Source organism: Saccharicrinis sp. 156, from assembly GCF_050589685.1.
GTDB lineage: Bacteria > Bacteroidota > Bacteroidia > Bacteroidales > Marinilabiliaceae > Saccharicrinis.
Genome location: NZ_JBNGOS010000021.1, coordinates 94,283 through 117,818, shown reverse-complemented (window position 1 = coordinate 117,818; position 23,536 = coordinate 94,283). Strand labels below are relative to the sequence as shown.

General features: G+C 35.4%; 18 protein-coding genes. 17 read left to right on the top strand and 1 reads right to left on the bottom strand.

From position 1 onward, the window contains the following. Positions 1 to 287 precede the first annotated feature (287 nt). Entirely contained in the window at positions 288 to 1,367 is a 1,080-nt protein-coding gene (locus ACRD64_RS14430; RefSeq protein WP_430934146.1) for a 3-deoxy-7-phosphoheptulonate synthase, read from the top strand. Here the strand turns inward: ACRD64_RS14430 and ACRD64_RS14425 are convergent. Continuing rightward, positions 1,349 to 2,353 carry a radical SAM protein gene (locus ACRD64_RS14425; RefSeq protein WP_430934144.1) on the bottom strand — a complete coding sequence of 335 codons (1,005 nt, stop codon included), beginning with the start codon at positions 2,351 to 2,353 and terminating at the stop codon, positions 1,349 to 1,351. The two genes, ACRD64_RS14430 and ACRD64_RS14425, sit on opposite strands and share 19 nt — an antisense overlap. A 265-nt stretch (positions 2,354 to 2,618) precedes the next feature. On the opposite strand from ACRD64_RS14425, the gene ileS reads away from it, so the two are divergent. The 16 genes from ileS to rfbA all read left to right on the top strand — a co-directional run bounded on the left by ileS (position 2,619) and on the right by rfbA (position 23,535). After that, positions 2,619 to 6,065, top strand: coding sequence for an isoleucine--tRNA ligase (gene ileS, locus ACRD64_RS14420; RefSeq protein ID WP_430934142.1), 3,447 nt, complete (start codon positions 2,619 to 2,621; stop codon positions 6,063 to 6,065). A 17-nt stretch (positions 6,066 to 6,082) separates the two neighbouring features. Next, the gene (locus ACRD64_RS14415; RefSeq protein WP_430934140.1) at positions 6,083 to 6,460 is read left to right on the top strand and encodes a TraR/DksA family transcriptional regulator; all 378 of its coding nucleotides are present in this window, start codon (positions 6,083 to 6,085) and stop codon (positions 6,458 to 6,460) included. 164 nt (positions 6,461 to 6,624) lie between these two features. Continuing rightward, positions 6,625 to 7,227 carry a lipoprotein signal peptidase gene (locus ACRD64_RS14410; RefSeq protein ID WP_430934138.1) on the top strand — a complete coding sequence of 201 codons (603 nt, stop codon included), beginning with the start codon at positions 6,625 to 6,627 and terminating at the stop codon, positions 7,225 to 7,227. Between the two features lie 316 nt (positions 7,228 to 7,543). Next, positions 7,544 to 9,940, top strand: a complete 2,397-nt coding sequence (locus ACRD64_RS14405; RefSeq protein WP_430934136.1) for an SLBB domain-containing protein — start codon at positions 7,544 to 7,546, stop codon at positions 9,938 to 9,940. 26 nt (positions 9,941 to 9,966) lie between these two features. Then, a complete protein-coding gene (locus ACRD64_RS14400) occupies positions 9,967 to 11,079 on the top strand; it encodes a Wzz/FepE/Etk N-terminal domain-containing protein (RefSeq protein ID WP_430934134.1) in 1,113 nt (370 codons plus the stop codon). 281 nt (positions 11,080 to 11,360) lie between these two features. Continuing rightward, complete coding sequence (locus ACRD64_RS14395; protein ID WP_430934132.1) at positions 11,361 to 12,827, top strand: lipopolysaccharide biosynthesis protein; 1,467 nt, start codon at positions 11,361 to 11,363, stop codon at positions 12,825 to 12,827. Positions 12,828 to 12,836: 9 nt separating this feature from the next. Then, positions 12,837 to 14,237, top strand: coding sequence for a Coenzyme F420 hydrogenase/dehydrogenase, beta subunit C-terminal domain (locus ACRD64_RS14390; protein ID WP_430934130.1), 1,401 nt, complete (start codon positions 12,837 to 12,839; stop codon positions 14,235 to 14,237). After that, positions 14,237 to 15,391, top strand: a complete 1,155-nt coding sequence (locus tag ACRD64_RS14385) for a polysaccharide pyruvyl transferase family protein (protein ID WP_430934128.1) — start codon at positions 14,237 to 14,239, stop codon at positions 15,389 to 15,391. Before ACRD64_RS14390 ends, ACRD64_RS14385 begins: the two co-directional genes overlap by 1 nt. Before the next feature lie 137 nt (positions 15,392 to 15,528). Beyond that, positions 15,529 to 16,314 (top strand): glycosyltransferase family 2 protein, encoded by a 786-nt coding sequence (locus ACRD64_RS14380; protein ID WP_430934126.1) that lies wholly within the window; start codon positions 15,529 to 15,531, stop codon positions 16,312 to 16,314. Then, entirely contained in the window at positions 16,314 to 17,369 is a 1,056-nt protein-coding gene (locus tag ACRD64_RS14375; RefSeq protein ID WP_430934124.1) for an EpsG family protein, read from the top strand. Before ACRD64_RS14380 ends, ACRD64_RS14375 begins: the two co-directional genes overlap by 1 nt. A gap of 237 nt (positions 17,370 to 17,606) precedes the next feature. Beyond that, a complete protein-coding gene (locus tag ACRD64_RS14370; protein ID WP_430934122.1) occupies positions 17,607 to 18,446 on the top strand; it encodes a LicD family protein in 840 nt (279 codons plus the stop codon). Between the two features lie 38 nt (positions 18,447 to 18,484). Next, the gene (locus tag ACRD64_RS14365; RefSeq protein ID WP_430934120.1) at positions 18,485 to 19,834 is read left to right on the top strand and encodes a Gfo/Idh/MocA family oxidoreductase; all 1,350 of its coding nucleotides are present in this window, start codon (positions 18,485 to 18,487) and stop codon (positions 19,832 to 19,834) included. A 5-nt stretch (positions 19,835 to 19,839) separates the two neighbouring features. Next, positions 19,840 to 20,562: an SDR family NAD(P)-dependent oxidoreductase gene (locus ACRD64_RS14360; protein WP_430934118.1), complete on the top strand. Its 723-nt coding sequence runs from the start codon at positions 19,840 to 19,842 to the stop codon at positions 20,560 to 20,562. A gap of 4 nt (positions 20,563 to 20,566) precedes the next feature. Then, entirely contained in the window at positions 20,567 to 21,535 is a 969-nt protein-coding gene (locus tag ACRD64_RS14355; protein ID WP_430934116.1) for a capsular polysaccharide synthesis protein, read from the top strand. A 14-nt stretch (positions 21,536 to 21,549) separates the two neighbouring features. After that, positions 21,550 to 22,641 carry a DUF1972 domain-containing protein gene (locus ACRD64_RS14350; RefSeq protein ID WP_430934114.1) on the top strand — a complete coding sequence of 364 codons (1,092 nt, stop codon included), beginning with the start codon at positions 21,550 to 21,552 and terminating at the stop codon, positions 22,639 to 22,641. A gap of 18 nt (positions 22,642 to 22,659) precedes the next feature. Beyond that, positions 22,660 to 23,535, top strand: a complete 876-nt coding sequence (gene rfbA / locus ACRD64_RS14345) for a glucose-1-phosphate thymidylyltransferase RfbA (protein WP_430934112.1) — start codon at positions 22,660 to 22,662, stop codon at positions 23,533 to 23,535. The last annotated feature ends 1 nt before the right edge of the window (position 23,536 follow it).

The window sequence follows — 23,536 nt, the reverse complement described above, 5'->3', positions numbered from 1 at the left end:
AGTGGGAGAGTAGGTCGCCGCCCATCTTTGACAAGAGGACAGTTTTCGAAAGAGGACTGTCCTTTTTGCGTTAATCGCGTTTTTTCCACCAGTGCCCTGTCAGGCGCTTCACAACGGAGCTATTTCCAAGGCGATGTCAACTGTTCCGAAATTTAGATTTTTTGGAAACTTTGCTTAACACTTCAACTTTTTTGAGAATGTTTCTGGGATTAATTATATTTTATGAAAAATATCAGCTAATTTCGGCACGCATTTAAATTAGGCCAATAACAAAAGTAATTCAGAAGATGACTGATAAAAGAATTGAAAATATAAACGTAAGTGCGGAAGAGGCAATTATCACCCCAAATCAATTAAAAGACCTTTACCCTCTCAACGAAAATATTATTAAGACGATTGAAGAAGGCCAAAATACTATTAAAAGAATTCTTAGAGGTGATGACAGACGGTTATTAGTTGTTGTTGGACCTTGTTCGATTCATGACATAGATGCTGCGAAAGAATATGCCCAAAAGCTAAAAAGGTTAGCCGAAGAAGTGAACGGATCATTGTACTTGGTGATGCGGGTATATTTTGAGAAACCTAGAACTACAGTAGGTTGGCAAGGATTAATCAATGATCCATATTTAGATGATACTTATAAATTAGAAGAGGGATTAAAGCAGGCAAGGGAATTATTGTCGTATATAGCCGAACTAGGGTTACCTGTGGCCGGAGAAGCATTGGATATAGTCACTCCTCAATACATTCAGGATTTAATTTCGTGGACAGCCATTGGTGCCAGAACAACAGAATCTCAAAGCCATAGAAAAATGGCAAGTGGTCTTTCATCTGTGGTTGGTTTTAAAAACGGAACCGATGGGAATATAAAAATAGCGATTAACGCATTGGAATCGGTGGCTTCACCGCATAATTTTATTAGTATTGATCCCGAAGGGCATGTTGCTGTTGTAAGAACAAAGGGAAATGCTGATACCCATATTATTTTAAGAGGAGGTAAGAGACCAAATTACGATAAGGAAAGTGTTAGGGATTATGAGAAACGCCTCGAAGAAGCAGGACTTCCGGCGCGATTAATGATAGACTGTAGTCATGCCAACAGTTTAAAAAAAGCTGAGAATCAGAAGTTGGTTTTAAAAAGTATTGAGGAACAAATTCTGGCCGGGAATAATTCTATTATGGGAGTTATGGTAGAGAGCAACCTGTTCCATGGGAAGCAATCTATTCCTTCTGATATATCCACGCTAAAGTACGGAGTATCTGTAACAGATGAGTGTATTGGGTGGGATGAAACGGAGCAATTGTTAAAGAAGTTTGCTAATGCTGTTAATTCATCTTTAAATCAAAATCACTCAAAAACCTCATAATTAGCCGTAGACTTGTTTAGCGTAGATTCTTTTTTTCCTAAAATCAGGGTGTAGAGTTTTTTGCGCCAAGCTGTTTGTCGGGTGAATTCAGCAAAATTTGTATTTTTCCATGTAATATTTAATTTTTCAGTTGTCTTGGGGCCAATATAACAATATACTGCATCGGCAACTTTAGCGTTATTGTTCTTCCTGGTGAATTGAACATTTGTTGTATTTGCAAGTAATCGAATCCCCCTCATTGAACATTCATTTTTGAGCGAATTTATAATGTTATTGTATTCTGGAATTTGTTCGTCGGTTATTGCATGAGAGTACTTACCCCCAATGTTTATAACGGGACGGATTTGTAAGGTATTAATATTGTACTTATCGAATACCGTGAAGAATTTATTCAATTCTGATAGATTCTTATTGTTGACCGTATAATTAATCCTTATTTCAGGATACTTTGACTTTTTAATATTTTTATATTTCTCAATTAATTCAAGCGTATTTAAAAAGCGATTAAACTTTGAGTTTGTCATAAAGTGCTCGTAAGATTCTTTTGTTACGCCATGACAAGAAAGGGTGAGTTCGTTTAGTTTAATATCAGTCAGATATTCAATTTGCTTTTCTGTTAATAATTGTCCGTTGGTAACTACGCCAACGTCCGGTACGTTGTATTCTTTAGCTAATTTTACAAGTTCAATAAAGTTTCTGTGTGTTGTGGGTTCTGCACCACATCCAACATAGACTTGAAAAGCGCGTGGAAATAGTACTTTTGCAATATGGCTGAAATCAATTTCAGGAATGATGCCTTTTAACTTTTTGCGCTGCTCCATGGAGCTGAAGTAACACATTCTGCAAAACAAATTACAATTGAGCGAAGGATCAATCCTTACCGATAAATGTCTTCTGTCCAATAAATGCAAAACATAGATTCCTATTAATTTTAGGGTAGTACTTTTTATTTTCGTACTAATATTTAAAAGTGTATAAAAATTCATGATTCTAATATCTTGTATAAAGTATCTGGTAAAAGTAAGCTTTTTAGAATTTAAAGGATCGTATTTAGGTAATGTTGTGAAAAAGTAATAGAAAAGTTGTTTTTGAGGTAATAAAATTGAAAGAAAAGCCGGTGTAAAGCCATTAAAATTATGGGGTTAAAGTGTTGAGAATAAAATGCGTTTAAATAAACGCCATCTCTATTGTCAAGTATCGCTCGAACTATTATATTTGTACACTTTTTAAAATTAGGAGAATTAAGAACAGATGGGTGCTAAGTTCAAAGAATATAAAGGATTAGATTTATCTCAGATAAATAAGGATGTATTAAAACGTTGGGAAGACAACAATACTTTCGGGAAAAGTGTAACCGACCGGAAAGGCCATCCTTCATTTGTTTTTTACGAAGGGCCTCCTTCTGCCAACGGACTGCCAGGTATTCATCATGTTATTTCACGCTCATTAAAAGATATTGTTTGCAGGTACAAAACGCAACAGGGATTTGAGGTTAAGCGCAAAGCGGGTTGGGACACGCATGGTCTTCCTGTTGAACTTGGTGTGGAAAAATCTTTGGGTATTACGAAAGAAGATATTGGAAAAAAAATATCTGTGGCAGAATATAATGCCTCTTGCCGTAAAGATGTGATGAAATATACCGATGTGTGGGAAGATTTAACCCACAAAATGGGTTATTGGGTGGATATGGATCATCCATATATCACTTATGACAATAAGTATATTGAAACGTTATGGTATTTGTTAAAAGAACTTTATAATAAAGGATATCTGTACAAAGGATTTACCATTCAACCCTATTCCCCGGCTGCAGGAACCGGACTGAGTACGCATGAACTGAATCAGCCGGGCTGCTATCGTGACGTAAAAGATACAACCTGTACCGCACAGTTTAAAGTAATAAGGGATGCAAAATCCGATTTCTTATTTGAAGGTGTTGAGGAAGAATTGTTCTTTTTAGCCTGGACCACTACCCCTTGGACTTTGCCGTCGAATACCGCATTGGCTGTTGGGCCACAAGTGGTCTACCAAAAGGTGAGAACTTTTAATCCGTATACGGGAACACCTGAGGTGGTGGTATTGGCCAAAAATCTGGTTTCAGCATATTTTAATGTTAAAAATGCAGAGCTGTCTTTAGACGATTACAAACCTGGGGATAAGAAAATTCCTTTTGAATTGCTGGAAGAATATACCGGGAAACAACTTGAAGGATTGAGGTATGAGCAACTGATTCCCTGGGTGAAACCTGATGGCGATGCATTCAGAGTAATTTTAGGCGATTATGTGACCACCGAGGATGGAACCGGAATGGTGCATATTGCCCCTACTTTCGGTGCCGATGATGATAGAGTTGCCAAGGTTGCCGGTATTGTTCCGCTTATCCTAGTGGATAAAGAAGGTAAGCGAAATCCGATGGTGGATAAAACCGGAAAATTTTTCCTAATAAAAGATTTGGATCCGTCGTTTGTAAAAAACTTTGTGGATCTGGACACCTATATGGAGTACGCAGGTCGTTACGTGAAAAACGACTATGACGATAGTTTAACGGAGAAGGATCCGACTTTGGATGTGGATATCTCGGTTATGCTAAAGCAGGGGAACCGGGCTTTTAAAGTGGAGAAACATACGCATAACTATCCGCATTGCTGGAGGACTGACAAACCGGTGCTTTATTATCCTCTTGACTCATGGTTTATAAAAACCACCGCCGTTAAGAAAAGGATGATGGAGTTAAATAATACAATCAACTGGAAGCCGGAATCGACGGGGACGGGTCGATTTGGTAAGTGGTTGGAGAACCTGGTTGATTGGAACCTGTCGCGCTCCCGTTATTGGGGTACGCCTTTGCCTATCTGGCGCACTGAAGATGGAAAAACAGAAAAATGTATTGGTTCTGTTGAAGAGCTGACAGAAGAAATAAAAAAAGCGGTTGCTGCAGGCGTGATGGAGAAAAGTCCTTATGGGGACTTTAAAGCCGGAGACTTTTCGAAAGAGAACTACGACAAGGTAGATTTGCACCGTCCATATGTTGACGATATCGTATTGGTTTCCGACAAAGGAGAAAAAATGTACCGCGAACCAGATCTGATTGATGTTTGGTTCGATTCCGGGGCTATGCCATATGCACAAATGCATTATCCTTTCGAAACGGAAGGAGAAGATGGTTCATCATTGGTGTTTCCTGCTGATTTTATCGCAGAGGGTGTGGATCAAACCAGAGGTTGGTTCTTTACCTTGCATGCTTTAGGTACAATGTTATTCGATTCGGTTGCCTTTAAAAATATCATTTCCAATGGTTTGGTGTTGGACAGAAATGGCAACAAGATGTCCAAACGTCTAGGTAATGCAGTGGATCCTTTTGAGGTAATCGAACAGTTTGGTTCAGACCCGTTGCGTTGGTATATGATTACCAATGCACAACCCTGGGACAACCTAAAGTTCGATGAGAATGGTATAGATGAAGTTAGACGTAAGTTCTTTGGTACGCTGTACAATACATATTCTTTCTTTTCGTTATATGCCAATGTAGATGGATTCACAGGGCAGGAAGAAGAGGTTCCGGTTGAAGAGCGCCAGGAAATCGACAGGTGGATCATCTCTTTATTGAACACCTTGATTAAAGACGTAACAGACAGCTTTGAGTCCTATGAACCAACGAGAGCGGGAAGAGCGATCCAAAACTTTGTTACCGAGAACCTGAGTAACTGGTATGTCCGATTAAACAGAAAACGATTCTGGGGTGGCGGGTATTCTAAGGATAAAATTGCGGCATATCAAACGCTATATACTTGTCTGGAAACAATAAGTAGGTTGTCGGCACCGATTGCCCCTTTTTATATGGATCAATTGTATAATGACTTGCATTCCGTTTCAGGAAAAGCTAAATTTGATTCAGTACACCTGACAGCTTTTCCTAAATATGACGAGAGCAAAATAAATAAGGCCTTGGAACAACGAATGCTTTACGCTCAGAATATTTCTTCAATGGTTCTTGGACTAAGAAGAAAAGAGAGCCTGAAAGTTCGTCAACCGCTTCAAAAGGTGATGATACCTATTTTAGATGTAGAGTTTCATGAACAGGTGGATAAAATTAAAGACTTGGTGCTTTCTGAGGTTAACGTAAAGGAGATGGAGTTTTTAACGGATACTTCCGGGGTATTGGTAAAGAAGATTAAGCCTAACTTTAAGACTTTAGGTCCTAAATACGGTAAGATGATGAAACAAATTGCGGGATTTATCAACCAGATGGGGCAGGAAGAAATAGCGCTGATCGAAAGAGAGGAAAAAATAAATACGCAAATTAATGGCGAAACGGTAGAACTTTCTATCGAAGATGTGGAAATTATGTCGGAAGATATTCCCGGTTGGCTGGTCGCTAGCGAAGGGAAAATTACTGTTGCTTTAGATATCAACATTACCGAGGAATTGAAACAGGAAGGAATCGCCAGAGAATTTGTCAATAGAATTCAAAACTTAAGGAAGGATTCCGGTTTTGATGTGACGGATAAGATTAACCTGGAAATAGTGAAAAATGATGCGATAAATCAGGCAGTAATCAACTATAAAGATTATATTGCGTCGCAAACATTGGCTGAGGAGATAAATTTGGTTGATAAGTGTAACGAAACCGAAGCCAAACTCGTAGAGGTCGACAATGATGTTGAAACCTACATTTTTGTAACAAAAAACACGTTGTAATTCAAATTCTAACTGTTATGGCTGAAAAGACCCGATATTCCGACGAGGAATTGCAAGAATTTAAGCAAATTATAAATGCTAAATTAGGCAAGGCTAAAAAAGATTATGAGCTTTTAAGAAATACCATTACGCATGGTGATGGTAATGATACACAAGACACCTCTCCAACTTTCAAGGTGTTGGAAGAAGGAGCCGCTGTGCTCTCTAAGGAAGAGGCCGGAAAATTAGCACAGCGTCAGTTAAAGTTTATTCAGCACTTGCAAGCGGCTCTTGTGCGTATCGAGAATAAAACTTATGGAGTTTGTCGCGAAACCGGTAAGTTAATCTCCAAAGAAAGGTTAAGAGCTGTTCCACATGCCACTTTAAGCATTGATGCTAAAAGAAATCAGAAGTAAAAACCCTCCCGGTCTCGCCAATAGGGAGAGACCTGGTAGTGAGGTGATACATATTTGGTATGTGGTGGATTTACTTATTATCTTTAGGGTAAAGAATAAATAATTAAGCTGTAAATAGTCCCTCCCCTGGGGGAGGTTAGGAGTGGCGTATAAATTTTAAAATAATGCTTTCAATATTAAAAAAGCCGATCACCATTGTGTTTTTGGTGTTGTTGATTGATCAGGCTTTAAAAATTTGGGTGAAAACCCATATGATGTTGGGTGAGGAGTTCAGTGTATTTGGAGATTGGTTTATCATTCACTTTATTGAAAACAACGGAATGGCTTTCGGAATGGAGTTGGCCGGCAAGTTCGGTAAAATCATTCTTAGCGTGTTTCGAATAGTCGCAGTTATTGCTATTGGCTATTACCTTTATCAACTTACCCGTAAAAAAGCCCCAACCGGCTTAATCGTTAGCATATCGTTGGTGTTGGCCGGTGCATTGGGAAATATAATCGATAGCGCTGTCTATGGCTTGATTTTTAACGACAGTTATCCGCAAGTGGCCTCTTTATTTCCAGCCGAAGGAGGATATGCGCCATTTTTACATGGTAAAGTGGTGGATATGTTTTACTTTCCTTTGTTAGAAGGTAATTTTCCCGATTGGTTTCCGTTTTGGGGCGGGGAACATTTTGTGTTTTTCCGTCCGGTATTTAATGTGGCGGATTCTGCCATAACGATAGGGATAATACTGATCCTTCTTTTTCAGCGTAAATATTTTAAATAGTAAAAATATTTTGATTCGGAATGTAATACAATTACTGTGTAACATTCCGATTTTTTACATAATCAAAGCCGAATGACTTTCGCATTTCATAAAACTGACATGTAGATTATGTGACTCAGGAAGCGAAGCGCACCTAATATTTGATGGGTTTCCTTGTGAATATTACATGTTAGAGGTTGTGCTATAATTAAATGGAAGAATTTGATAGCTTGTAATTATTAAGCGAGGGATTTGTATTCTTATGGTTTCATAATGTAATTGAAGTCATATTTCGAAGGTAAAATATCAATATAACACATTTGAATTAAGAGATTTCATGAGAGAAAAACTGTTTCTACTGGCAATTTTTATTTTGTTGCCCCTTTTACGAGACATTAAAGCCCAAAATGTTGACCCTTCTGCAGTTAACGTGAGTACTTTAAGTACTTCTGAAATACAACAACTGATATCAGAGATGAACAAAAGGGGCATGTCCGAATCCGAAGCTATTGTTCTGGCAAGAGCTAGGGGTATGTCAGAATCCCAAATTAGTCTGCTGAAGCAAAGAATAGCTGAAGTCAAGATGGGTGGCGGACAAGCCAATGAAGTATATTCTTCGGATGATGCGATGTATTTAAATGAAGATGTATTAAGTGCTAAAGCTGAATTGGATTTTACAAAAGTAGATTCCCGCATATTTGGATTCTCTTTTTTCAATAACGAGAACTTATCTTTTGAGCCCAGCGTAAATAGCGCGGTATCTCCGTCCTATATGTTAGGAAGCGGTGATGAGATTTCTATTGATGTATGGGGAGCTTCACAGCAGAGTTATTTATTGATGGTTGACAGGAACGGAAATATAAATATCCCAAATATTGGTCCTATCTCTATTGGAGGACTAACCCTTGAAAACGCATCCCAAAAGATAAGAAGCAAGTTAGTATTGATATACAGAGATCTCGCATCTCAAACTCCAAGGACTTTTGCCAGTATCAACCTGGGTCAAATAAGAAGTATTAAAGTGAATGTTATTGGCGAGGTGTTTGTTCCGGGCACGTATACTATTTCAGGTGCATCTACAGTTTTTAACGCACTTTATCTTGCAGGTGGGCCAAACCCTTCGGGTTCGTTTAGGGAAATAAAATTAATTAGGGACGGAAAGGAAAAAGCCATACTGGATGTGTACGACTACCTGATTAATGGAAACTCAAATGTTAATATTAATTTAAGAGAAGGTGATGTGATTTTGGTTTCTCCGTACCTGAATAGGGTTGTTTTGGAAGGGGAGCTAAAACGGGCTGGTATTTTTGAAGCCAAACAAGACGAGACAGTAGGAGATATGGTGCTATATGCCGGAGGTTTTACGGATGATGCATACACGCATCGTCTTCAGTTGTATAGAAAAACCGGTAGAGACAGATTGTTTAAGGATGTTTTAAATAAGGATTTGGGAAACACAAAAATATCCAATGGTGATAGTATTTTTGTGGGAAAGATTATCGAGCGTCTTCAAAATAGGGTAACTATCAATGGTGCAGTGTATCGTCCGGGTGACTATGAGTTAACCCAAGGGCTTAATTTATCGGAACTGATTAAAAGAGCGGATGGACTGAGGGAGGATGCCAGTATGGAACGAGGTATTATAACAAGGGTGAAAGATGATTTTAGCCTGCAAAGCATCGCCTTTAACGTGTCCGACGTAGTCAACGGAAATTCAGACGTGGCGATGAAAAGGGAAGATGTTATCAGGATATCATCCATCCATGATCTTAGAGAATATCGGACTGTACAAATTTATGGAGAGATTCAGAGACCTGATAAATACGATTTTAAAGAAGGTATGACTATTGAAGATTTAATCTTTGAGGCCGGGGGGTTCCTTGAGTCCGCATCTGACGCTTACATTGAGGTAGCCCGGAAATTAACAGTGGATGAAGGTTCGGAAGTGACAGATAATATGGTACATGTGTTTAAAATGAAGGTGCCGCGAAACCTTGAGTTGGAAAACACTGAAGCATCCTTTAAACTGCAACCTTTCGATTTTGTATTTATACGGGAGTTGCCGGGATATGAAGAGTCTGCAGTTGTTAAAATCACTGGGGAAGTAGCTTATGCAGGAGAATATGCGTTGTCTTCGAAAACAGAAAGGATTTCTGATTTATTAGAAAGGGCAGGAGGTATCACTAAGGACGCATACACGGAAGGTGCTATGGTTACAAGAAGAGTGAAAATAAGCGAGAAACAAAAACGTCTTCGACTGGAATTATTAGAGCGTGACAGCACACTGGAATTTACAGACCTGGATTTTGAGGTGGTAGGTGTAAGTTTGACGAAAGCTTTGCAATATCCAGGAAGCAGGGATGATGTTTTCCTAAAAGATGGGGATGAGATTTATATTCCGCGCGAAATTCAAACTGTAAAAATATCAGGCGAAGTGTTGAATCCAATTTCATCCAACTTTATTAAGGGGAAACCCTTAAAGTCCTATATATGGGAAGGTGGAGGTTTCGGCCTAAGTGCTAAACGGGGAAAAGTATATGTGGTGTATCCCAATGGATCGGCTTCCGGAACCAAAAGATTTTTCTTTTTCCGTAATTATCCTAAAGTAACAGCAGGTTCCGAAATTGTTGTTCCAGCAAAACCATATAAAGATCCTCTTCCTGCATCTGCATGGATCGCGATGGCCAGTGCCATGGCATCTGTTGCAGTGGTCATCTCTAATATTAATTTTTAATTATCATCATTATTCGTGTTCATCTAATGTCTAAACAAGAAATACAAGAAATAAGAAAACATCAGATAATTAAAGACGATGAAATAGATTTAATAGCCCTGATTAAAACTATTTGGGAAGGACGAAAAACAATATATTACACAGTAGGAGTTTGCGTTTTTATTGGATTGTTGATTGCGTTTTTGAGTCCAGCTAAGTATACCGCATCAGCAACATTATTACCTTCTTCCGAAAAAAAAGCTTCGAATTTGGGAGGATTAAGTTCATTAGCTGGTATGGCTGGCATTAACCTGTCGTCTATGATGGGGCAATCATCAGGTATTCCTGCAGAAATATATCCACAAGTGGTTAATAGTTATCCTTTTTTAAATGAGTTTATTCACGAAAAATTTCATTTTGAAGACTATGCTGAACCAATTTCAATTTATGATTATGTAGTAGCGGATACTATTCCTTCATTAGGAAGTCTCATTGTTAAATACACAGTTAGATTACCATGGACCTTAAAAGATGCTGTTTTTTCAACTACGAAAGAAAAAAGATATGTTGATTATGGAGTTTTGAACATGTCTGAGGAAGAGCAAAAAGCTTGGGAGTATGGATTAAGTATTTTTTCAATATCAGTTGATGAAGAAACAGGTTTAGTTAGAATAAAAACCAAGGTTAACGAAAGAGTATTGGCAGCGCAGTATGTTCAAACGGGAGTAGAACTATTGCAAAAATATATAATCAATTATAAGACACAGCAAGTGCGTGAGAATGTAGAGTTTGTTACAGAAAGGTATATTGAAAAAAAATTAGAATATGAGCAAACTCAATTGGCATTTTTCGATTATAAAGACGCCCACCGAAATGTGATATCAGAACGAATTGATCCAGAATTTCAGAGGTTAAATGACGCTTATGATATTGCATCCACTGTATATAAAAATATATCCCAACAGTTAGAACAAGCTAAAATTGCCGTTAAAGAAGAAACACCAGTTTTTACAGTTTTAGAACCTGCTATAGTGCCTTATGAAAAAAGTTCACCAAGGAGGATGATGATATTAGTTTTGAGTGCTTTTTTAGGGGGGATTATTGGTTCAGGAATAATTTTGGGACGATTGGCATGGGATAATGTGAAGAACAAATGGTAATATTATTTCTGAGAATTTATTAAGAGTAAAAGATTTATAAGAAAGACTATATTCAGACAAAGAATACGACTTTAATAGTATATTGATTTAAAAATTAAATATACTAGAAAAATTAAATTACCAATTTGTTCACCCACCTATTAAGTGAGTAGTTCATTACGCATGGATTTCACACCTTTATTTGGAAATCCCCCTAAAAACTTTTGGAGTAAGTGTCGCCAACAGCATCAAACAAAATCGCAAAAAACACATCCTTATTATATGTAAGGATGTTGTTAATAATGGCAGTAACGTTGTATACGTCCCGCATTATTCTAAAAAACTTAGGAGTAATTGATTTTGGCATTTACAATGTTGTTGGGGGGTTCGTGCTCATGCTGGGCTTTCTTAATAACGCAATGGCTTCTGCTTCACAACGCTTTTTTTCGTTTGAGTTAGGAAAGAAAGATTTCTTGAAATTGAGCAATATTTTTACAATGAGTGTTAATATTCATTTATTGATTGCTCTAATAATTCTTATTATCTCTGAAACTATTGGTTTATGGTTTGTTAGCAATAAGCTTACTATTCCGACCGAAAGGATGGGTGCGGCATTGTGGGTTTATCATTTTTCGGTTATTACTTTAATAGCGAACATGATAAGCGTGCCTTATAGCGCTTTGATTATTGCCCATGAAAGAATGGGGGTATTTGCTTGGGTAAGTATATTAGAGGTGAGTTTGAAATTACTAATTGTAATTTTACTCGTGTTTTTCAACATGGATAAATTGATTCTTTATGCTGCATTGGTTTTTTTAGTAACAGTATTAGTTCGATTGGTTTACGGAGGGTATTGTATTCACTCGTTTGAGGAAAGTAAATTCAATATGATTTGGGATCATACTTTGTTCAAAACTCTGATTAGTTACTTGTGTTGGAATTTGTGGGGTAACATAGCGAGTGTAATAATGGGGCAAGGAATAAACATACTGCTAAATATATTCTTCGGCCCGGTGGTTAATGCAGCTAGAGGAATTACTTATCAAATACGGGGGGCGGTACAGCAGTTTGTGACAAATTTCCAGATGGCAATGAATCCGCAAATTATTAAATCATATGCGGCTAAAGATTTGAGCTATGTCCATCAATTGATTCTCCAAGGTGCTAAGTTTTCTTTTTATTTAGTTTTTTTGCTCTCGCTTCCGATATTATTAGAGACAAAAGTAATATTACGTTTATGGCTCGATTCAGTGCCAGATCATACTATTATATTTACCCGTTTGATGCTTGTAAATGTTTTAATAGACAGTTATTCTGGTACGCTTATGACCGCTGCCCAAGCGACTGGCAAAATAAAAGTGTATCAATCTGTGGTTGGTGGATTGTTGATACTCAACCTTCCGCTTACATATTTGGTGTTTAAGTTGGGTATGGCCCCTGAAGCTGCGTTTGGGGTAGGTATTGGAATTTCTGTCTTAGCATTAATATTACGTTTGTATATCATTGGTAATCTTGTAGAGCTAAAAAAACGTGTATTTATATTTGATGTTATATTTAAATCTATTTTTGTTTCAATACTAGGGGCTATTATTCCGTACTTCCTAACAACTTACGTAGAACCGTCAATAGTTAGACTTATGTTTACAACGATTATGTCTTTTGTTATGGTAGGGGGCTCTGTTTTTGTATTGGGTTTAGATAAAAAAGAACGATTTTTTATTATCCAAGGAATTACTGGAATAATAAAAAAGTTGTACATTAAGTTTTAGTTAAAAGGTATGCAAGAAGAGAAGATGACCCTTAAAAGCACAGTTATAGACAATGGATATTGCATTGGATGTGGGGTTTGTTGTGTAGTAAAAGATTCCAATTACTCTCTGAAATTTGATAATAATTTAGGTGTATATACTCCCGAAATTGCTGCAAATGTCAATTTCGTTTCGGATGAAGAAGCAAGTAAGGTTTGTCCTTTCTCAAACGAAGCTCTCGATGAAATGGAACTAGGAAGAAGATTTTTTAATAAAGCCCCCTATCATAACGATAAATTAGGATATTTCATTAGTACACATGCAGGTTATGTAACAGAGAAAGAATTTCGAGAGAAAGGAAGTTCTGGAGGACTTACTACTTGGTTATTATCCGAATTATTTGATAAAGGTTTAGTCGATGCAGTATTACATATAAAAGAGAACAAAAAATCAGGAAAAAGTCCAGTTCTTTTTAATTATCAAATTTCCAACACACTTGAAGAAATAAAAGAAGGAGCAAAAACAAAGTACTATCCAATTGAATTATCCGGTGTACTGGAAGTTGTTAAGAATAGCGATAAAAAATTTGCTATTGTAGGAGTTCCTTGCTTTATTAAAGCCATAAGATTGTTAGGAGAGCAGAATTCTATCATAAAAGAAAGAGTTAAATATACGATAGGACTTGTCTGCGGACATTTAAAAAGTGCTCATTTTGCGAATATGTGGGGATGGCAATTGGGTATACATCCTAAAAATATAAAAAATATTGATTTCCGGACAAAGCTGGATGGTTATGGTGCAAATGAGTACGGTGTTTCAGTGAGAGGGGATATTGATGGAAAAGAAATTACTAAGGTAAGTCCACCACTTAATCGTATGTTTGGTGCTAATTGGGGGTGGGGTTTATTTAAACTTAAAGCATGTGATTGTTGTGATGATGTGGTAGCTGAAACCGCTGATATTACTATTGGAGATGCGTGGCTTCCACGTTATGTCAAAGATAGCAAGGGAACAAGTGTTATTGTCATTCGAAATTTTGTAATCCATGACCTGATGAAAAATGCATCTGGTATAGGGCGAATATTTATGGAGGATATAGCAGCAATTGATGTTATAAAATCGCAAGAAGGTGGTTTTCGTCACAGAAGAGAAGGATTAGCTTATCGGATTAGTTTGTTAGCAAAACAAGATTTATGGTTTCCTAAAAAAAGGTTTGGTGAATGTCACAATTTAAACAATAAGCAAAAAGCAATTCAAAATCTTAGAACAAAAATAAGGGAGAAGAGTCTTGAAGCAATGCTTCAAGCAATTTCTAAGAATGATTTTAAATATTTTATTGACTATTTGAAGGATGATGTTAACACTTATCAGAAATTGTACCGGAAACCACTATATTTAAGGATAGTAAATAAAATTAAGAAGTTTATATAATGAAGATAGGAATATTAACACAGCCACTTCGAAATAATTATGGTGGCCTAATTCAAAATTATGCTTTACAAAAGGTGCTAAAGGATTTAGGCCATGATGTATCAACGCTGTCTGTTTCATTTCCTGTAAGAAATCGATATTATCAGTTCTTGCGAAGTTTATTTTCCAATATTTTTAAGAAGTATTTTTTGCTAAAGAATATAGTATCGGTAGTCCCTTTTGTGCCAAAGGATAGTGATTTAGAGGTGATTAGCGAAAATATGAAAAGTTTTGCAAAGCAAAACATCAAGACTACTAAACCATTAGTTATCAAAAGACTTAAAAAAGAAGATTTTTTACGAGAGTTTGATGGTTTTGTCGTGGGTAGTGATCAGGTTTGGCGACCTAGATATTCGCCAAACTTAACAACGTTTTTTCTGGATTTTTTATCTGAGGAAAGTAAGGCAAAACGTATTTCTTATGCGGCTTCCTTCGGGGTTGATTATTGGGAATATAGCAAAGGGCAAACCAGAGCTTGTAAAAGATTGGTTCAAAATTTCGATGCAGTCTCCGTAAGAGAAGACTCCGGTGTTGTTCTTTGTAAAGAACATCTCGAAGTCGATGCTTTACATGTACTCGATCCAACCTTACTTTTAGCAAAAAAAGATTACCTCGATTTAATAAAGGAAAAGGGACTGGGCAAACAAAAGCAATATAAGAGTCTTATGGTCTATGTTTTAGACATGAACGACCATAAAAGGAAAATTATTGACCAGGTTTCAAATGAACTCGGCCTTTCAGTAACTTTGCTTATGCCGGAAAAAACATTGTCCAATTTCTCTAGCGATGATATTGAGAAATGCAAATATGCACCTGTTGAAGAATGGATTAATGGTTTTAGCGAAGCTGATTTTGTTGTTACGGATTCTTTTCACGGCACTGTGTTCTCTATAATTTTTAACAAACCCTTTATTTCTTTGGCTAATAGTGGAAGGGGTAGCAACAGGTTTTATTCTTTACTAGGGAAATTAAATCTACGAGAAAGATTAATAGATGAGAAGGGAGAAGTAACAAACGAATTGATTGATGAGAAAGTAGATTATGATACGATCAATGAAAAATTGGACAAATTAAGAAGCAAGTCGTTTGAATATATTACTAACTCATTAATGTAGTTAGTTTACTTATAATTGGAGGTAAGTAATGTATCTGGTGCCAAAACTAGATATTTCTAACATTTTTTCCTTTTTGATGGAAGGTATTTAATAAATTAAAAGAGTTGAAGTAATGTTTATTAAGGGAGTGAATCGTAATGCCTAAAGTTTCTATTGTTGTACCAGTATACAATGTTGAGCAATATTTAGACGAATGTTTAAAAAGCATATTATTGCAAGATTTTGCTGATTTTGAATGTATTTTGGTGAACGATGGTTCAACAGATAACAGTAAAGAAATCTGTGAAAACTACGTAAAAATGGATTCCAGATTTGTAGTCCTAAATCAAATAAATTCCGGAGTAACTAAAGCAAGGCTTAATGGTGTAATAGCGGCTAAGGGCGAATGGATTATGTTTCTTGATAGTGATGATGCCCTAACTTCTGATGCATTGAGCCTTTTGTTTAAAGTATCAGACGATTGTGATATTGTTATTGGCCATACAAAGTTGTGTCCTGCTGCGTATGTTTGGCCTTTTATAGCAGAAAATGCGAAGTATTCTCGATTTGCTTATTTGAAGCAACTAATGACAAATAAAATTCATGGTGGGCCATGTGCGCGTATTATAAAAAAGGAATTATTTAATAATTTTGTATATGAAATACCTACAACTGTAGTGCTGGGTGAAGATTATATTATGAATATACGTCTTTGCCAGGATCTTAAAGCTGTTAGGACCATTGATCGTGAAATATATAATTACAGGTATGTAGAGCATTTTTACAAACGAGATGTCTCCTCTTTATTCCAACGCATGGTTGTTGAAATAAAGTCTGTTAAGATTCTTAATTTATCTTTTTCTTATCGATTATATTTAACCGGTTTAACCATATTTACATTTCTTCTCAGAAATCTAAAGTCGTTTAAAAAGAGATTCTTTTAATGGTTTTTTATTATTATTTATTTACCATAGTGTTATTGCTAGCTTTATTTGGAGATATCTCAAGGAATAATAAATCACTTGGAAATAACACGGTTATTTATCGTATTGTGTTGTTTTTTGTCTCTGCGTTGTTAATATTAGTTGCTTCAATTAGATATGAGGTAGGAACTGATTATACAGCATATATTTGGCAGGCTAATGACATGTTAAGTTTGTCGTTTAATGAAGCTATTGTTAAATATGAGTTGTTTTATATATTGTTCACCAAGCTTTCTTATGGGCTATTTGACTCGATGCAGTTTTTTTACCTAATCATTGCATTGTTGATTACTGTGCCTTTCGCATTGGCTATAAAACATTTCGAAGAGTCAATGTTTTATGTGTTTCTTTTTTTCTTTGTAACCACCATATTTTTTATTTCTCTAAATGCCATGAGGCAAATGGCAGCCTTTTCTATATGTTTTTATGCATTAAAATATCTGAGAAATAAAAAAAAAGTTTTTTTTCTGTTAATAGTTTTTGCAACTCTCTGGCATACTAGTGCTATAATTTATTTATCACTATATTTTCTTAACAAGATCAAACTGGATAGGATCTATATTTTAGTATTGGTTTCGTTTGTTGTTCTTAAGTCGGGTTTAAATATTTTAATAGTTAGCTTTATTGAAAAAACTGGTTTGCCGATGGAGTTTTATTTTGCGGCTCAAGAAGGGGCTTCATCTAGGATGTTCATTCTTATATCGACCATAGTATTTATTTTATTCAAATTTCTCGTTAAAAAAGAGAATGAAAATTCAAATCTGTATTATAATCTATCACTAATAAATGTAGGTGTTGCAATTTTTGCTGATGGTATACCTGGAGCATATAGGTTAGTTTATATGTTTTACCCATTTTACTGTTTTATTTGTCCGTTTATGATTAAAAATACTCGATTTAAACAAAAAATAGTTATGGCAATAGTTTTGTTTGGTTTGTTTTCAATTTATTTTTATAGACAACAGATACTTGGGAATGCGAATGAAATTATTCCCTATAAGACCATTTTTATGTAAGAGGATTAGTAAATCAGGAATTTAATTATTCCGACTAAATCAGGATTTATTAATGAACAAGTGGTAGATAATAGATAAATAATGATTCATGTACATTCGAACAAAAAGTATGCAGATAAAAATGGTGTAAAAATATTCAATGCTACTAGAGGAGGGATGTTAGAAGTTTTTGAACGCGTTGACTTGGACGATATGTTTGCTAATATAAAAAGGTCAAATGAAATTTAATTAATTTATATGAAGGGTAGTAATATAGGGAAACTTCAAAAGATAGACCTTGAAATAGTTAAGGAAGTTGTTTCCATTTGTAAGGAAAATAACCTGAAATACTATATGATAGGTGGAACTCTACTTGGGGCAATAAGGCATAAGGGTTTTATTCCTTGGGATGATGATATCGATCTAGGAATGCCTAGGGATGATTACGAAAAGTTTTTAGAAGTAGCAACTTCAAAACTTAGTTCACACTTGGATATTGTTAATTATAAAACTGATTCTTCATATCAGTATTATATTACGAGAGTAAGGAATAAAAGTACCAAGGTTATAGAAACAAGGATAGGTAATGACACAAAGTATACTAATGCTTCAATTGACATTTTTCCTTTAGATGGAACTCCAAATAATAAATATCTTAGAAAATTTTATTATTTAAAGATAATGACATTAAGAGCATTGATGTCTTTATCATATAAAGATAGTATTGATCATGCAAGAAGAAGAGGATTTCTTGAACGAATATTCTTATCTATTATGATGAGAATTCCAACTGAAAAACTTTTTAACCCGACAAAAATTAAGAGTTTGATTGATAAAGAAATGCGTAAATATCCGGTTGCAGAAAGTGATATTATCGGCTGCTTAATGGGAGCCTATCGAGTTGGAGAAATGGTGCCTCGCAAAATATATGGAAAAGGGAAATGTTATGATTTCGAAGATATTAAACTTCATGGTCCTGAGTATGCTCATGATTTTCTACAAATTATATATGGCAATTATATGGTATTACCTCCTGAAAGTGCCAGAAAAACTCACTTTAAGATTGTAGAAATAAATGGGGAGAAGATTGATTCATAACATAACGGAATGTTCTTTTTGCATTATAATTTTTTAAAATGAAAAAAGTAATCACATATGGGACATATGATCTCCTACATCAAGGGCATATTAATCTGTTAAAGCGAGCTAAAGATTTAGGTGATTATCTAATGGTAGGAGTCACTTCAGACTCTTTCGATCGAGAAAGGGGGAAACTAAATGTGCGTAATAATGTGTTGGATAGAATTGAATCTGTACGGAAAACAGGTTTAGCCGATAAGATTATTATAGAAGAGTATGTGGGGCAAAAGATTGACAACATACAGCGGTATGGAATTGATGTATTTGCAATTGGTTCAGATTGGGAAGGGAAATTTGATTACCTGAAAGAATTTTGCGAGGTAACGTATTTGCCAAGAACGGAAGGAGTGTCTAGTACAATGCTAAGAAATGAATCTCAAGTAAACTATAAAGTTGGGATTATAGGTACGGGGCGTATTGCCAGTCGATTTGTTCCAGAGACAATTTTTGTTCAGGGAGTTCAAGTTTATGCAGCGTTTAATCCAGACTTGGAGGAAGCTAATCAATTTGCTGATATTCATGGCATACCTAGAAGTTATAATACTTTTGAAACTTTTATTAAAGAAGTTGATGCAGTATATATTGCCTCACCTCATTTAACTCATTATAATTATACAAAAAAGTGTTTGCAAAATGGAAAACATGTATTGTGTGAGATACCATTCGTACTATCTGGAGGAAGGGCTCGTGAATTGTATGATTTAGCGTATAAGAATGGATTGGTTCTTATGGAAGCTAGTAAAACTGCATTCTGTCCAGCTTTTAATCACCTCGTTACATTAATTAAGAGTGGAGTTATAGGTGATGTTGTTGATATAGATTCTTCATTGTCAAAGTTGACATTTGATGAAAGTCTAAGAGAACTAGATATTGTCCAAGCCGGAGGAAGTATTACAGAATTGGCTTCATTACCATTGTTGTCTGTTGTAAAAATATTGGGCAAGGAATATAAAGATGTTCAATTTTACTCGAGACTAAAGAAAGGAGTGGATATTTATACAAAAGGGGTTATTGTTTACGATAACGCAGTTGCAACAATAAAGCTTGGCTTAGGTGTTAAAACAGAAGGTAACCTTGTTGTTTCTGGGACTAAGGGATATGCATATGTGCCTGCTCCATGGTGGAAAACGGACTACTTTGAATTACGATTTGAAGATCAGAATAAAAACAAGAAATACTTCTATTCATATGAAGGAGAGGGATTAAGATATGAATTACAGGAGTTTATTTCATGTATTTCGAATCATAGGCCTAGCTCATTTAAGTTAGGTCGCAGAGAATCTGCAGTTATTGCCGATATTATTGAATCTTATCGTAAAGGCAACAGAATAACACTAATTCAATAAATAAAATGAGAAAAGCGCTTGTAATTGGCGGGAGTAACGGTATTGGGTTATCGATAGTGAAAAACCTTCAAGGATACGATAAGATCTATATTGTAGACAGACAAGTGCCTGATGTGCAACTGTCAGACAATATTAGTTATGAAAGGTTTGATCTTAGAACTCAAGACTATTCGATCTTTAAAAAGTATAACGATGTGGATAGTTTAATAATCACTTCAGGAATTGGTAGACTTGCCTTATTCGAAGATGTTGGCGACAGTGAAATTGAGGATCTTTTTTATATAAACACTATAGCTGTAATACGTATCATTAAGCAATTTTATGAACGTATAAACTCAAAACAGGACTTTTTCTGTGCGATTATGGGAAGTATTTCTGGACTTTTATCCTCGCCATTCTTCTCTGTTTATGGAGCGACTAAGGCTGCAGTTTGTAAATTTGTTGAAAGTGTAAATGTAGAATTAGAAAAAGGAGGTAGTGTTAATAGAATTCTTAATGTTTCGCCAGGATCAATAAAAGGCACTAGTTTTTATAAAGAAGAAACCAACATAGATCTAACAACTCCTTTAGCTTTGGATATTATTGAGAATATGTACGCAAGGAACGACTTGTTTATACCTCAATACCAAGAAGTGTTTAAGGGTGTTTTGGATCGGTACAATAAGGATTTTCGTAAATTTGGATTAGAAAGCTATGAATATAAAAAAATGAGTGAAAGATTAAGATAAATTTATGAATAAGTTACTTAAGGTTTATGGCAAGTTTGGAGGCCATTTGTTAATAAAACAATGGATAAAAGCTGGTATCTTTTTTAATACACTTTCCATGGCTGCATTATTAGGATTCTCAAAAAAAGGTCTTGAGATATTAAGGTTAGCGATACAATATAAGACACAGCTTAAGCTGAAAAAACGATATAATTATATACTTCAAGATAGCAAGAAAAATAGTTATGACTTACTTGTAAAAAATCAATCAGATAAAGTGTGGGTTTGTTGGTTACAAGGAATGGATAATGCTCCTTTGCTTGTGCAGCGCTGTTATAGTTCAATACAAGAAAATCTTATTAATAAAGAAATAATAGTAGTTACATCTGAAAACTTAAATAAGTATGTTGAATTTCCGCTTTTTATTATAGAAAAGTGGAAAAAGGGAATCATTACAAATACTCATTTTTCTGATCTATTAAGATTAGAAATATTAATAAAGCATGGAGGACTATGGGTGGATTCAACAGTTCTATGTACAGGGAATAATATTCCCGAGTACATCTTAAATTCAGACCTTTTTTTCTATCAAATTTTAAAGCCAGGTCGTGATGGTCATTCTATAGGTTTATCTAGTTGGTTAATATCTTCAAAATCAAACAGTAAAGTTTTGTTAATTACAAGAGATCTACTTTATGAATATTGGAAGAAGAACAATTTTTTAATAGACTATTTCCTTTTACATACATTTATGGAAATTGTTTTGGATTATTATCCTGAGGAGCGAAATAAGGTTATAAAGGTATGTAATTCAACTCCACATATTCTGCTTCTAGATATTTTTAAACAGTATGATAAAATAAAGTATGGATATATTCAGGAAATGTCTTGCTTTCATAAATTAAGCTATAAACATTCAGAAGAGGATATTAAAAAAACAAATACTTATTATGATATAATTGTAAATCAAGGTAAGTGGAAGATAGATAATTAATGATAATCGGAAAAATGAAAATAGCCATAATTGGAACCCGAGGAATTCCAAACTATTATGGAGGATTTGAGCAGTTTGCTGAATATTTAGCTCAATATTTAGTTAAAAGAGGGCATTCTGTGACTGTATACAACAGTTATAGCCATCCATATCAGGAAAAAGAGTGGAACGGTATTGATATTCTTCACAAATATGATCCAGAAGATAAAATAGGAACAGCAGGACAGTTTATTTATGATCTAAATTGCATACTTGATTCAAGAAAAAGAAATTTTGATATTATTCTACAGTTGGGATATACGAGTTCTAGTATTTGGGGAAGGTTACTTCCTAAAAATGCGAAAGTGGTAACTAACATGGATGGTTTGGAATGGAAGAGAACAAAATATTCAAAAACAGTCCAGAAGTTTTTACTGTATGCAGAAAAATTGGGTGTCAAATTTAGTGATGCACTTGTTGCTGATTCAATTGGCATTCAGAAATATCTATACGAGAAATATTCGCTGAATTCTAGATATATTCCTTATGGTTCCCATGTCGTTGATAATTTCTGTGCAAAACTGCTAGACGAATACGCTTTAGAGCCTTATAAGTACTCCATGTTAATTGCACGGTTGGAGCCAGAAAATAGTATAGAAATAATACTTGATGGGGTTGCGGATAATTCTGATGATTCCGATTTCATCGTAGTGGGTAATCATCTAACAAGATACGGGACTTTTATAAAAGAAAAGTATAAATCAAATAAGAATATTCGTTTCCTTGGAGGGATATATGACATTGAAAAGCTTAATGATTTGCGATATTACGCAAAACTTTATTTTCATGGTCACACTGTCGGTGGTACAAATCCAAGCTTGTTGGAGGCGATGGGGTCAGGAGCTTTAATATGTGCAAATGACAATGTGTTTAATCGTTCGATATTAGGTGACGATGCATTGTATTTTAATTCCAAAGAGGATGTTTCGATATGTTTGAATACCAACGTCTTAGAAAGTAGAGCTAGAATTATAAAGAATAACTTTGCTAAGATTAAAACCATATATAGTTGGGATAAGATAGTAACTCAATATGAAGATTTGTTTCATGAGGTTTACAATAAATAATAACTAGAAGTCGATTCTATGAAAGGCATCATTCTAGCCGGAGGCTCCGGTACCCGTTTACACCCAATCACATTAGCTACTTCAAAACAACTGCTGCCAGTCTTTGATAAGCCCATGATTTACTATCCATTATCAGTACTTATGCTGGCTGGTATCAAAGAGATTCTTATCATTACAACACCTGAAGATCAAGCCGGATTTATCCGCCTGTTGGGAGATGGGAGCCAATGGGGAATTACCTTGTCATATGTAGTACAACCTTCACCCGATGGTTTAGCTCAGGCGTTTATTTTGGGAGAGGAATTCATTGGAAATGATGATGTGTGCCTAGTTCTGGGCGATAATATTTTTTACGGTCATGGATTCGTGGAACTTCTGGGCAACGCTGTTAAAACTATATCAGAAGAGAATAAAGCCGCAGTTTTTGGCTATTGGGTGAACGACCCGGAAAGATATGGGGTCTGTACCTTTGATAACGAAGGTACGGTTACAACCATTGAAGAAAAACCGGAAAAGCCAAAATCGAATTATGCTGTGGTTGGATTGTATTTTTACCCGAATGATGTGATAAAAATTGCAAAGGAAACAAAACCTAGTTCCAGAGGGGAGTTAGAGATAACTACAGTTAATCAAATGTATCTGGATAATCAACGACTTAAGGTTGAATTAATGGGACGTGGATTTGCATGGTTGGACACGGGTACACATGAATCTTTGCTTGAAGCTAGTCACTTTATTGAAACTTTAGAAAAGAGGATTGGGTTAAAGGTTGCCTGCCCAGAGGAAATTGCCTACTCTAGTAACTGGATATCAAACGAACAATTAGTTGAACTTGCTGAAAAACTGAAGAAGAATCAATACGGACAATATTTATTGTCAATAGCAAATAGATAGA

Bases quoted from the DNA above. Each gene is read 5' to 3' on its own strand.
- ACRD64_RS14410 (WP_430934138.1), top strand. From the start codon at position 6,625: ATGCTTTCAATATTAAAAAAGCCGATCACCATTGTGTTTTTGGTGTTG.
- ACRD64_RS14365 (WP_430934120.1), top strand. From the start codon at position 18,485: ATGAAAAAAGTAATCACATATGGGACATATGATCTCCTACATCAAGGG.
- ACRD64_RS14395 (WP_430934132.1), top strand. From the start codon at position 11,361: ATGGCAGTAACGTTGTATACGTCCCGCATTATTCTAAAAAACTTAGGA.
- ACRD64_RS14430 (WP_430934146.1), top strand. From the start codon at position 288: ATGACTGATAAAAGAATTGAAAATATAAACGTAAGTGCGGAAGAGGCA.
- ACRD64_RS14400 (WP_430934134.1), top strand. From the start codon at position 9,967: ATGTCTAAACAAGAAATACAAGAAATAAGAAAACATCAGATAATTAAA.
- ACRD64_RS14350 (WP_430934114.1), top strand. From the start codon at position 21,550: ATGAAAATAGCCATAATTGGAACCCGAGGAATTCCAAACTATTATGGA.
- rfbA (WP_430934112.1), top strand. From the start codon at position 22,660: ATGAAAGGCATCATTCTAGCCGGAGGCTCCGGTACCCGTTTACACCCA.
- ACRD64_RS14375 (WP_430934124.1), top strand. From the start codon at position 16,314: ATGGTTTTTTATTATTATTTATTTACCATAGTGTTATTGCTAGCTTTA.
- ileS (WP_430934142.1), top strand. From the start codon at position 2,619: ATGGGTGCTAAGTTCAAAGAATATAAAGGATTAGATTTATCTCAGATA.
- ACRD64_RS14415 (WP_430934140.1), top strand. From the start codon at position 6,083: ATGGCTGAAAAGACCCGATATTCCGACGAGGAATTGCAAGAATTTAAG.
- ACRD64_RS14390 (WP_430934130.1), top strand. From the start codon at position 12,837: ATGCAAGAAGAGAAGATGACCCTTAAAAGCACAGTTATAGACAATGGA.
- ACRD64_RS14425 (WP_430934144.1), bottom strand. From the start codon at position 2,353: ATGAATTTTTATACACTTTTAAATATTAGTACGAAAATAAAAAGTACT.
- ACRD64_RS14360 (WP_430934118.1), top strand. From the start codon at position 19,840: ATGAGAAAAGCGCTTGTAATTGGCGGGAGTAACGGTATTGGGTTATCG.
- ACRD64_RS14380 (WP_430934126.1), top strand. From the start codon at position 15,529: ATGCCTAAAGTTTCTATTGTTGTACCAGTATACAATGTTGAGCAATAT.
- ACRD64_RS14370 (WP_430934122.1), top strand. From the start codon at position 17,607: ATGAAGGGTAGTAATATAGGGAAACTTCAAAAGATAGACCTTGAAATA.
- ACRD64_RS14355 (WP_430934116.1), top strand. From the start codon at position 20,567: ATGAATAAGTTACTTAAGGTTTATGGCAAGTTTGGAGGCCATTTGTTA.
- ACRD64_RS14385 (WP_430934128.1), top strand. From the start codon at position 14,237: ATGAAGATAGGAATATTAACACAGCCACTTCGAAATAATTATGGTGGC.
- ACRD64_RS14405 (WP_430934136.1), top strand. From the start codon at position 7,544: ATGAGAGAAAAACTGTTTCTACTGGCAATTTTTATTTTGTTGCCCCTT.